This is a genomic window from Williamsia sp. Y844, from assembly GCF_056786475.1.
In genome coordinates, this window is record NZ_JBXCJB010000003.1 from 879,938 (window position 1) to 892,433 (window position 12,496).

Below are 12,496 nucleotides of genomic sequence, written 5' to 3' on the forward strand. Positions count from 1 at the left end.
GGGTGGCTACTTGTTCCCGAACCCCGCGTCGCGAAGAGCCTGGGCGAGTGAACCGTTCGCCGGCACCGGAGTGGCGGACTTCCGACCGGAGTTGTTGTCGCGCTTGGGATTCCCTCGCTGATCGGGGCGCGGCCCACGGCGCTGACCACCCTGATTGCCGCCGCCTTGGTTTCCGCCGCCCTGATTTCCACCCTGATTGCTGCCGCGCTCGGGCTTGGCCTTGCCTGCACCGGGCTCGTCGTTCAGGCGCAGCGACAATCCGATCCGCTGCCGGTCGACGTCGACCTCCATCACCTTGACGCGGACAACCTGTCCGGACTTGACCACTTCGTGCGGGTCGGAGATGAACTTGTCGGCCATCGCGGAAACGTGAACCAGTCCGTCCTGGTGGACGCCCACGTCGACGAAGGCGCCGAAGGCGGCCACGTTTGTCACAACGCCTTCGAGCACCATGCCGGGCTTGAGGTCAGCGACCTTCTCGACGCCCGCTGCGAATGTTGCAGTGGTGAACGCCGGACGCGGGTCGCGGCCGGGCTTTTCGAGTTCGGCGAGGATGTCGGTGACCGTCGGGACGCCGAACCGGTCGTCGGCGAACTCAGCCGGACGCAATGCGCGCAGTGCCCGCTCATTGCCGATCAGTTCCGCGAGAGTGACACCGGATCGATCAAGGATCTTGCGGACCACGGGGTACGCCTCGGGATGCACACCCGACGCATCGAGCGGGTCGTCGCCCTCACGGATCCGAAGGAAGCCGGCACACTGCTCAAAAGCCTTGGGTCCCAGACGCGGAACCTTGAGCAATGCCTTGCGACTCTGGAACGGTCCGGTCGCATCACGGTGAGCCACAATGGATTCCGCCAGCGTATTTGTCACGCCGGACACCCGCGAGAGCAGCGGTACCGAAGCAGTGTTGAGATCGACACCGACGGCGTTCACAGCGTCTTCGACGACCGCGTTGAGGCTGCGGGCGAGGATGCCCGGGGTGATGTCGTGCTGGTACTGCCCGACACCGATCGACTTCGGCTCGATCTTCACGAGCTCGGCCAGCGGGTCTTGCAGACGCCGGGCGATGGATACCGCGCCACGCAGTGAGACGTCCATGTCGGGGAACTCATTCGAAGCGTATTCGGAGGCCGAGTACACCGAGGCGCCGGCCTCGCTCACCATCGCCTTGGCCGGGGCCTTGCTGGTGGCCTTGCCGATCTCGGCGATCAGCTCACCGGCCAACGCGTCGGTCTCGCGGGAAGCGGTGCCGTTGCCGACCGCGATCAGTTCGACGCCATGCCGGGCCACCAGCGCGGCCAGTGTCGCCTTGGACTTGTCCCACTGGTTCTGCGGCTGGTGCGGGAAGATCGCGCAAGTGTCGAGGACCTTGCCGGTACCGTCCACCACCGCCACCTTCACACCGGACCGGAATCCGGGGTCCAGGCCCAGGGTCGTACGGGCGCCGGCGGGAGCTGCCAGGAGCAGGTCACCGAGGTTGCGGGCGAACACCGCCACCGCGTCTTCTTCGGCGGCGCGACGCAACCGGACGCGGGCGTCCACCATTGCGGTGATCATCAGCTTGGTGCGCCAGGCCAGACGAGCGGTTCCGATGAGCCATGGCGTTGCCGGGCCGGAGTTCGCGACGTCCACACCCAGCGACGCGGCCGCCATCGCCTGGTAGCCGTCGTCTTCACCGCCGTCGAGTGTCAGCGACAGCATTTCTTCCTTCTCACCGCGCATGACAGCGAGAACGCGGTGCGACGGCATCTTGTCAAGTGGCTCGCCGTACTCGAAGTAGTCGCGGAACTTCTGTGCCGCAGGGGTATTCGCCACCGCTTCCGACTTGGCAGCGGTCCGCAGCGACCCCTCCTTCCAGAACTTCTCCCGCACCGCGCCGACAAGCTCGGCATCTTCGGAGACCTGCTCGATCAGGATGTGGCGTGCGCCTTCGAGCGCTGCTGCCGCATCCGCGACATTCTCGGACACAAATCCAGCCGCGACCTCTTCCGGAACCAGCGACGGATCAGTCAGCAACTGCTCGGCCAGCGGGGCCAGGCCATTCTCGCGAGCGATCTGCGCCTTGGTGCGTCGCTTGGGCTTGTACGGCAGGTAGATGTCTTCGACGCGCGACTTGGTCTCGGCGGCGTTCAGCGCGGCCTTGAGTTCGTCGGTGAGCTTGCCCTGCTCCTCGATCGAGGCCAGCACTGCTGCGCGTCGCTCGTCGAGCTCACGAAGGTACCGCAGGCGTTCATCGAGGGTACGGAGCTCGATGTCGTCCAGACTGCCGGTGGCCTCTTTGCGGTAGCGGGCGATGAACGGCACGGTCGAGCCCTCATCCAGCAGCTTTACCGCTGCCGCCACCTGTTCTTCCCGAACATTGAGTTCTTCGGCGATACGAGCATTCACGGACTTCACAGCTGGGGTCGATATCACCCGGTGAACCCTACCGAAGCAGGCAGCGAGTACCCGACCCGGCAGGTATGCCGAACCAAGGCAGGTCAAACTACCGGTCTCGGCGACAAGCCACGAGGGTCAAACCTGGTATCCACCTCGGCGCTGCTCGTCCAGGACCTAAGCAGTCAAACACCCAAGACATTGCACCTATCGGTTCGAGGTGGACCCTTCGAGCACCAATCATCAATCCCGTGCAAAGAAACTCAGTTCGTGCAGCGCCCATTTCTCTAACACACGATCGCCCGAACCACGCACACCCGGCTCTAGCGCAGCACTCTTATTTCTCGCTTCCAAAATGGAGCACAAATCAACTACCTCAGGGGACGGGGCGCGCTCTCGAAGCGCTTTCAGCGATTTCACCAATGCAGGACCAACAATCTCCGATAATTCTGACGCTGCACACACAACAGTATAGAACTCCAAAACCTCCGGATTACTTAATGATATTTTTGGCAATACGGAGAAGTCAGAATGCAAGCTGACCATCGACCTCAGGTTCAATATCCTCGCTTGCTGAGCATTCAAGTCCACTTCGATCGGGTCAGCTTGTCTGAGATATTGGGAGCAAACAGAAAGCACGTCTGGATAATCCGTAAATGCTGGGCTCGGGTCACGCCCTTGAAGCTCAGCAAAAGTCTTTCGTATGGCGTAAATCATCGGAGGGAAAAGGCGAGTCTGGGTGAGCGGGACCACGGGGGACATTACTGTAGCGGCGAGCGGGTGAAGCAGCAAAAGCGCCTCAATCGTGATAACCCCTTCATAGAACAGCGCTATGGCGGCCCATTCCCAATCAGCCGCGCGCCCCTCCATGACATTTAAAGCCGCCAAGCGTAGCTTCTCGAGTTGAACTTCTCCGACAGAAATGTTTCGCGCCACGTCCTCGAAATCCCCAGCCAAACCTCCTAGTATCTGACCCTTGACAAACGCTGGCAGCTTCCAAGCGATTCCAGCGATAACCTCCAACAACTGCTCGTCATTCGACTTTTCTAACAGGTCAATTAACACCTTGCATAGCGAGTCAACAACCTGGCCGCGAGCTTCAGTTGCAGATTTATAGCAGACATTGTCCATCAACTCGAGGCGTTGAGTAATGTCACTCTCAGGCCCATCGTCACCTAAATCCTCGCCGCTAAGTTCGCGAATGTCGTTCTTCTTGCCAAATCCGGCAACCAAGCAAGCTAGTGCCATCTCGCTCACTTGCTCAACCAAGCGAGGCGATAGCAACGCGTAAGCTAGACTCCGAGATATGAACTGGGCTAGAGATCCACTGATTACTGGGTCCTTTTCGGCCGCGTAATCCGCGAGCAATTTCGATATAAACCAATCAGGCGCTCCGTCGGTGTCGCGAGTCTTGATCTGGAAAGCGAGTTCCGCTACTACCTCAAGTTCACCTGTACGAATACCCGGTCCAATACTCTCGTACAGTTCTTCGACGTCACGCGACGTTCGCGCCTTTTGGACTGCAGCGTAGTACTCAAGGAAGGTCCGGTGCGAGAATTGAAATAGCGGTTCGTCCTGGTCCGAAAGCCCAACTTCCGCAAGAATCCATGTTCTCCCCTTGCAGAACTCTACAAGTTCGGTCGCTGCATGTTCTGCAGCGTCTTCGTCTGTAAACGCTCGTTTCAATAAATAACTAGACGCCATAGAGATGAGACGTCGTTCAGTCACACCTGCCTGAAGGTCTTCAGATTCGTATATCGAACAAGCAATAAATGAGAGAGTGGATTTTACATGCGCTTCAAATGGTAGGGGCGAAAATAATCCACGCGAACGATCCCAGGTCTCGAAGAGTAATTTTGAACACTTCTCATACAGATCCGGACGACTTCGAGGAATGTATGATTCGCGGCGATACAGAGTGCACATCAAACCAAGCATAAGCGGATTCGAGCGAATATCTTCGGCGTGTTCAGACTCGCGCATAAAACGCTTCGTTAGATCAGGTGGGTTTACCGAATCGTCACCGACCGCGGCCAGGCTGAACCACTTCTCTACATACACCGAGGTCTTGTCGGGATCGAACTCTCCAAGTGAAAATTCGGTAAAGATACTCGAGTCTAGCGGATTATGCTTGTATCCAATTCTGCGAGATGTTACCACTATCTTTGTTAATGGGTACATCAATGCGAACGAGTCGATCGCCGAGGCAATATCCTTACGGGTATGCGCGATGAGCAGCTCATCCAATCCATCGAAGATCAGAAGAAAGCGGCCAGAATCCAGTAAATATTCTACCGAATCTTTTGCAAGCTGAATCTGGTACTGCTTTTCAAATAGATGCGTTATATAACTTGCTATGCTTCCGCCAGGCGCAGCGTAGTATCCGCCGAAATCCCGCAACACTATTACAACTGGAACAACTTTGCCGGCGCCATCGGCCGCAAGCTCTCCATCAGCAATCTCCTTCGCCATCTTTCGACTAAGAGTTGTCTTCCCACCACCTGGATCCCCAAGCACTACAACCCGACTCTGGGAAAGAAGCCCTGCGAAGTCCCAGGAAATACCCACGCCGGATTCTCTTTCAGCTGGCTGAATATTGGGCGACACGAATAATGATTCGACTTCCACCGAATCGCTCCCCACTAAACTAGGTGGAGTAATAGTTGAAAACGTGCGAGAGACGATCTTCGCATAACTTTCGAGAATCGAATCAATCTTCGCGTTGTCTATGGACTCATGCTCGAGGATTCGCGCGAGCTGGCGATCAATTGATTGTAAATATTGCGTGCTTGCGATTTGATTTGCCTGGACCAACAACTCCTTAGGTATCTGTCTATCACCAATAACAGACTTGCTTACAATTTGACTGCAAGCCTCTAAAACTATCCGATAAAGTGCATTCACGCCTGCGGATTGCGCATATCCGTATTGCGCCAGACCATGCGCAAAGACACGCTTTGGCAGATCCGCCTCCGATGTGGGCTGCCCAGCTAACTTGAAAATCGCTATTGCTTGAACCAAACCTATGAAGTCAGTTGATTGCAGATATGCCGAAATTGCCGGTGGATTCTGAATCGAATTTTCGTCGAAATATTTGACGACCTGGACCGCAAACCAGTCTGCAACTGGTTTTGAATCCTCGAACGAGGGAATCTCGACGCCCTGGGACCGACCTAACTTGGACCACAACTTCTGGGTACCGATATTAGTGACCGCGGAGACGATCGCCAGCCCAACTTTGCCAGCAATTGCCGTTGTGATTGGTTCCACCATGCATCGAAGATAGCGCACATGCGCCTGGTCGATTCGGTGCCGAACTCATCTGGTCTGCCAACATCGAGCAGGTTGGCGCTGGATCCTGCTCCGATTGCCTCTACCTGACGATGGTGGACTCGAGCGCACTATCCCACCAGTGCTGACCTCAGCGACTCTGAACGTGCCGTTAAGCGGGTGCGTCCCGAGGATCCTTCTCGCAGGTCGCCCGCTTGGACCTAGCCAGAAGTACAAACGCATCCAGCCGGATGGTGTGAATGCGGGGCGCTAGCCCGAGCAAAACCGACTCCTGCCCCATTCGAAGGATCCTTCCCAATGTACCTGAGATGACCGACGTCTCGTATCCGCGAGCCACGTGCGCCCGTCGAACGAATGCGCCGGCGAAAACAGTTCCAGCGCAACAGGTAGCCCGCTGACCCAGGTGAGGCTAACGGTCGCCGCTATGGCGTACACGATCGTAATGATCGAAGGAGTAGGGACTAGCGCACGCTCTTGCCGCCGCATCGATCTGAGTACGATAAACAGGCTGTCAGGCTTCGGAGCCCGTGACGAGAAGGTCGAATTTCTCGGTTTGCGGACGCAGCTTCGATGTGGGCAGTGGATGTCATCGACCATCAGGCCGCTCGGCGCGGCGTCGGCGAAGTAGTCGGAAATATCGTAGTCGCGGCCGGCACCGAATCCGATGTCCACCCGGCCATTTGGAGCAAGGTGTCGCGCGAATCCGCGCAGCACATCCCGCCGAGTCGACGGCGCAACAAACGCGACCACGGTACCCGCGCACAGGATCACGTCGCATTCGCAAGTAGTCCCTGGCTCGGAAGATCGAGTTCAGCCAGAATACCAACAATCCAGGTCGGCCCCGGATAGTTCGGCGTCAATCATGAGCACCGGGTCGACATCGACCCAGACCACCTGATGACCACCGAGACGCCTGGTCCACAACCTGCATAGGATCCGGCCACCGCGGAACACTGCATCGATCAACAGCTCTTCACCGACGCCGACAGCGGTGGCATGGACACGTCGTTAACATGGGCAAGGCCGACGCACCGTCGACCAGGTACTACGGAACAGGACTGATCTGTGCTGGAGATGACCAAGGGCTCGCGAACGGATCTGGTCGACGATCGTTACGTCGTCCGCATATCCACGGCCAGGCAATCCGGTTTGGTCGACCTCGCCGCGGTATTGCTGGCCGGGAACGACAAAGTGCGTTCAGATGCTGACTTCATCTTCTTCAACAATCCGAAGGCATCTGGCGTTGCTTTGACGTCGGACGACAGCATCACGGTCGACCTCAGCTCGATTCCGGATGACATCCAGCGCATTCTTCTCACTGCCAGCACCGAGGCGCAGAACATCGATTTCGGTGCGGTACCGGGACTTTCGATCGAGATTGCGGGTAGCTCCGAACAGTTTCGCTTCGCTCCTGCGAACCTGACAACCGAGACCGTCCTTCAGGCTGTTGCGCTGTACCGTCGCGGTGCCGGCTGGCGGATCGACGCCATCGGCCAGGGATACAGCCAAGGTCTTGCTGCACTCGCGATCGAGCACGGCATCGATGTCGAGGAACCCGCAGCGCCCGATCTGACCCCGTCTGACGTGGTTCCGCCCGTGGAATCTGTCGCGGCGACAGAATCGCAGCAGCCGGCGGCATCGTCAACGATTTCATTCGACAAGGTGAAGGTCGCTCTCACCAAGGACTCTCCAAGCCAGATCGCGAAGATCGATCTCCGAAAGTCCCAGGGCGACACCAACTGGGTGTTGACCGTCGGGCTGGAATGGGATGGCCGCGGCGCGACCTACGACGACAACGGCAATGTCACGAAATACGGCACCGGCGACCTTGATGTGTATTTCTTCTGCCGGAACGAAGTCACCAACGACTACGTCGTCATCAGCGGCGACAAAGGCCATCAGGGAAACCTGAAGAAGTGGCCGTTCATGCACCACTACGGAGACAGCAAAGGTCCGGGTAAAGGCAATAAGCCTGCCACAGAACAGGTTCGGGTCATCCCGAATGAGAATGGCGACCTGCTCGTCAACATCTATCAGAGCGTTGACAACGGCGGTGGCGCCATCGACAAGTTCGGTCGACCACGGGTGGCGATCCGCTACGGCCGCGCCGGCAAAGGTGGTCTGCCTGACGCTGATGCCGACGAGATCCTGGTCTACGTCGGCAACAGCAAGAACTCGTTCTGGGCGACTGTTGCCCACATCGATGTCCAGGACGGCGTTTTGACCGTCGACGGGGAAACCCGCTACAGCCGGGTCGGTAGCGAGAAGATGCCCGGCCTGGACTCGAAGAGCAACTGGGTGCGTTCACCCGCCGACGGACCGAAAGGCCGCAGCAAGAAAGCCAACAAGGGCCTTGGCCTCAACAAATACAGCGGGAAGTGCCCCACGTAGACGCACTCGTCACTGCTGCGGCTTCGAGAACACCGCCACCAGAAAGTCGGAGTTGTCGGAGAACGGACGTAGGTCCCACGTGGACATCAACAGGTCGACCACCAGACCACTCGCCTCGGCGTCGGCGAAGAAGTCGGAGAACTCGTAGTCCCGGCCGGCACCGAATCCGATGACCACCCGGCCATTTGGAGCCAGATGCCGCGCGAATCCGCTGAGTACATCGCGTCGGGTTGACGGCGCGACAAACGTGACCACGTTGCCCGCGCACAGGATGACGTCGAAGTCTGCGGCTATCCCCTGGCCCGGCAGATCGAGTTCGGCCAGATCACCGACAATCCACGTCGGGCCCGGATAATCCGCTTCGGCCTCAGCGATGAGCACCGGATCGACATCGACCCCGACCACCTGATGCCCGGTCGCATACAGGTGCCCACCGAGACGGCCCGGTCCACAACCTGCATCGAGGATCCGCCCACCGCGGACCAGCATCGCATCGATCAACCGCGCTTCACCCACGATGTCTTGGCCTTTGGCAGCCATCGACCGAAACCGCTCGGCGTACCGAGTCGAATGTGTGGGATCAGCCGCAGTGATCTCTTCCCACTTGGTCGGCACACGATCACGTGGCACGTCGTCGCTCACTTTTCGTAACTCCCTGGGATCAGACCGGTGCTCCAACAACGTCGGCCCAAGTAGGACGACGTTGCCACTCCCCTACAACCCTAGTGCCATGTGAGCCCGGTCAGCTGCTACCGAGGGTCCGCGGCGCAAGTCGCTCAACTCCCGACGTATGCAGCGAGGTGTTCACCGGTCAGCGTCGACCGATCGGCAATGAGGTCTGCCGGTGAACCTTCGAAGACGATTTGTCCGCCATCGTGCCCCGCACCGGGACCGAGGTCGATGATCCAGTCGGCATGCGCCATCACAGCTTGATGGTGCTCGATGACGATGACGGACTTGCCGGAGTCGACCAACCGGTCGAGCAGCCCGAGCAAGTTCTCGACGTCGGCGAGGTGCAGACCGGTGGTCGGCTCGTCGAGCACATAGACCCCGCCCTTGCCTGCCATCTGAGTCGCCAGCTTGAGCCGTTGCCGTTCACCACCGGACAACGTCGGAAGCGGTTGGCCGAGTTTGATGTATCCCAGACCAACGTCAACCAGTCGCTCCAGAATCTTGTGCGCGGCCGGTATTTTCGCCTCGCCATCACCGAAGAACGTCTCGGCTTCAGCCACCGACATCTCCAATACCTGGCTGATGTCACGTCCCCCGAGGAGATAATCGAGTACCGCGGCCTGGAAACGCTTGCCTTCACACTCTTCGCAGGGAGTGGCCACACCGGCCATAATCGCGAGGTCTGAGTAGATCACGCCGGCGCCCTTGCAGGTCGGGCAGGCGCCTTCGGAGTTGGCGCTGAACAGTGCCGGTTTCACGTTGTTGGCCTTGGCGAACGCCTTACGGATGGGTTCGAGGAGGCCGGTGTACGTCGCCGGGTTGCTGCGGCGTGAGCCGCGGATCTCGGACTGGTCGACGGTGACCACGCCTTCGTTGCCTGCCACTGAACCGTGGATCAGTGAACTCTTGCCCGAGCCCGCCACACCGGTGACGACAACCAACACACCGAGCGGGATGTCGACATCCACATCGCGCAGGTTGTGGGTGGACGCGCCGCGGACTTCCAAAACACCGGAGCCGGTGCGCACCTCGGTCTTGAGCGAAGCCCGGTCGTCGAGGTGATGGCCGGTGATCGTGTCGCTGGCCCGCAGCCCCTCGACCGTGCCCTCGTACATCACCTGGCCACCGTCGCTGCCTGCCCGCGGACCGAGGTCGATCACATGGTCACCGATCGCGATGGTCTCCGGCTTGTGCTCGACGACCAGCACCGTATTTCCTTTGTCCCGCAGACGCAGCAGTAGCGTGTTCATCCGCTCGATGTCATGGGGATGCAACCCGATGGATGGTTCGTCGAAGACGTAGGTGGTGTCGGTCAGCGACGATCCGAGGTGTCGGATCATTTTGGTGCGCTGGGCTTCACCGCCCGACAACGTGCCCGACGAGCGGTCCAGCGAGAGATAGCCGAGGCCGATCTCGACAAACGAGTCGAGAGTCCGTTGCAATGTTGTGAGCAGCGGCGCGACGGACGGTTCTTTGAGTCCGCGCACCCAGTCGGCAAGGTCGCTGATTTGCATCGCACAGGCGTCAGCGATGTTGACCTTGTTGATCTTCGACGATCGGGCTCCTTCGTTGAGCCGGGTGCCGTCGCAGTCGGGACAGGTGGTGAACGTGACCGCACGCTCCACAAACGCGCGGATGTGCGGTTGCATCGCGTCAACGTCCTTGGACAGGAACGACTTCTGGATCTGCGGGACGAGTCCCGCATAGGTGAGGTTGATCCCGTCGACCTTGATCTTGGTCGGCTCGCGGTAGAGCAGATCGTTCAACTGCTTCTTGGTGAACTTGCTGATCGGCTTGTCGGGATCGAAATAGCCGCAACCGCGATAGATGCGGCCATACCAGCCATCCATGCTGTAACCCGGGATGGTGATGGCACTTTCGTTGAGCGACTTGGTTTCGTCGTACAGCGCGGTCAAGTCGATGTCGGAGACCGATCCGCGGCCCTCGCATCGCGGGCACATACCACCGGTGATCGAAAAGCTCCGACGCTCTTTGGTCTCTCGACCACCCTTTTCGATGGTGACCGCGCCCGCTCCGGAGATCGACGCGACGTTGAACGAGAACGCCTGGGGTGAGCCGATATGCGGCTTGCCGATTCGGCTGAAGAGGATGCGCAGCATCGCGTTGGCATCGGTGGCCGTACCGACCGTCGACCGCGGATCAGCACCCATCCGTTGTTGATCGACGATGATCGCGGTGGTGAGACCGTCGAGGACGTCGACCTCGGGCCGCGCGAGGGTGGGCATGAACCCCTGCACAAACGCGCTGTAGGTCTCGTTGATCATCCGCTGCGACTCCGCGGCGATGGTGCCGAACACGAGCGAGCTCTTACCCGAGCCGGACACCCCGGTGAACACCGTCAGCCGGCGCTTCGGAATCTCGACACTGATGTCTTTCAGATTGTTGACGCGGGCACCCTGCACCCGAATCATGTCGTGACTGTCGGCCACATGCATTTCTGACGACTGGGTCTGCTTCTTGGTGGCCATGTTTGGTCAAGTCTCCATATCTGCTGACAAACGTCGTTTCCGGACTACGACCATGTTGCCCGACGTTTACTCAGTCGAACAGGCATGGCCTATGAAAATCTCCATGAAGCCCCTGCGGGATATTGTGATCCGCACAGTCTGGAGAAAGGCGCAACGATGGTGACCATGAAGGTCGGAACCGATAAGAATGACCCCGATGTCGAGGTGACGATCTCGGCCGCAAAGTTCAACCGGCACACGTTCTGGTGCGGACAAAGCGGCTCAGGTAAGACCTACGCCCTCGGAGTGATTCTCGAACAACTGATCCTCCACACCGAGTTGCCGCTGCTCATCCTCGACCCGAATGCGGATTTCACTCGCCTGCAGGACATCCGCGACGGCGCCGACCCCGATGTCGCCCGCAAGATCTCAGAATCCGATATCCGGGTTCTGCACTCCACCAACCGCAATGGCGAACAGCTTCGAACACGGTTCCTGGCCCTGTCACTGGCGGCCAAAGCGGCTGTGCTCCAGATCGATCCGATTGCAGACGCCGACGAGTACAACGTGCTCCTTCATGCCGATTCGGATGCCGTCGCAGGTTTCAACGAGCAGACCTTCCTGGCCTCATTACGTGACTCCGACGATCCCGGCAAGCAGCGACTCGCCACCCGCATCGAGAACCTGCAGGTGCTCGACTGGGACCTCTGGTCTCGCGGTGCCGTTCCGGTCACCGACGTCGTCGCCTCGCGGCCCCGCGCCACCGTTCTCGACCTCGGCGGATTCTCGCACGCAGCTGAACCCAAAGTGGCCGCACTCAGTGTGCTCGAACAACTGTGGGCACAACGGGAAGAACGCCGTCCGATCCTGATCGTCATCGACGAAGCGCACAATATCTGTCCGCCGGTCGCGACATCCGCTGTCGAAAAGGCTCTGATCGATCAGTTGGTCCAGATCGCCGCCGAAGGACGCAAGTTCGGACTGTGGCTGCTCCTGTCGACACAGCGTCCGACGAAGATCCACCCGAACGTGCTGTCCCAGTGCGACAACCTGTGCCTGATGCGGATGAACGCGCCGCGTGATCTCGCAGAATTGGCCGACGTGTTCGGGTTCGTGCCCGAACACATGCTCGCCGAATCCCCGGAGTTCCGCCAAGGTCAAGCACTGTTCGCGGGTGGTTTCATCACCTCCCCGACCTTCACACAAATGGGTGCACGCATCACCGAGGAAGGCGGGGCCGACGTCCAGGTCCCGATGCCGGCCGCCGTCGGCTGACATCGGCGACCCGGCCGCAG

The 12,496-nt window shown here is 59.3% G+C and carries 6 protein-coding genes; 2 read left to right on the forward strand and 4 right to left on the reverse strand.

The genetic code is table 11. From position 1 onward, the window contains the following. Positions 1-6: 6 nt before the first annotated feature. Entirely contained in the window at positions 7-2,400 is a 2,394-nt protein-coding gene (locus AC1TQG_RS20910) for a Tex family protein (RefSeq protein ID WP_482139776.1), read from the reverse strand. 222 nt (positions 2,401-2,622) lie between these two features. Then, positions 2,623-5,652, reverse strand: coding sequence for an NACHT domain-containing protein (locus AC1TQG_RS20915; protein WP_482139778.1), 3,030 nt, complete (start codon positions 5,650-5,652; stop codon positions 2,623-2,625). Between the two features lie 1,092 nt (positions 5,653-6,744). Between AC1TQG_RS20915 and AC1TQG_RS20920 the strand changes: the two genes are divergently transcribed. Then, positions 6,745-8,061, forward strand: a complete 1,317-nt coding sequence (locus tag AC1TQG_RS20920) for a TerD family protein (RefSeq protein WP_482139957.1) — start codon at positions 6,745-6,747, stop codon at positions 8,059-8,061. 9 nt (positions 8,062-8,070) lie between these two features. On the opposite strand, the gene AC1TQG_RS20925 is transcribed toward AC1TQG_RS20920, so the two are convergent. Then, positions 8,071-8,703 carry a class I SAM-dependent methyltransferase gene (locus tag AC1TQG_RS20925; protein WP_482139780.1) on the reverse strand — a complete coding sequence of 211 codons (633 nt, stop codon included), beginning with the start codon at positions 8,701-8,703 and terminating at the stop codon, positions 8,071-8,073. Positions 8,704-8,837: 134 nt separating this feature from the next. Next, on the reverse strand, positions 8,838-11,222 hold the full coding sequence (locus tag AC1TQG_RS20930) for an ATP-binding cassette domain-containing protein (protein WP_482139782.1): 2,385 nt from the start codon (positions 11,220-11,222) through the stop codon (positions 8,838-8,840). A gap of 156 nt (positions 11,223-11,378) precedes the next feature. Here AC1TQG_RS20930 and AC1TQG_RS20935 point away from each other — a divergent pair, with 156 nt between their 5' ends. After that, on the forward strand, positions 11,379-12,476 hold the full coding sequence (locus tag AC1TQG_RS20935; protein ID WP_482139784.1) for an ATP-binding protein: 1,098 nt from the start codon (positions 11,379-11,381) through the stop codon (positions 12,474-12,476). Positions 12,477-12,496: the final 20 nt, after the last annotated feature.

Coding starts and splice junctions, on each gene's coding strand:
- AC1TQG_RS20915 (WP_482139778.1), bottom strand. CDS start 5,652: ATGGTGGAACCAATCACAACGGCAATTGCTGGCAAAGTTGGGCTGGCG.
- AC1TQG_RS20920 (WP_482139957.1), top strand. CDS start 6,745: ATGACCAAGGGCTCGCGAACGGATCTGGTCGACGATCGTTACGTCGTC.
- AC1TQG_RS20930 (WP_482139782.1), bottom strand. CDS start 11,222: ATGGCCACCAAGAAGCAGACCCAGTCGTCAGAAATGCATGTGGCCGAC.
- AC1TQG_RS20935 (WP_482139784.1), top strand. CDS start 11,379: ATGGTGACCATGAAGGTCGGAACCGATAAGAATGACCCCGATGTCGAG.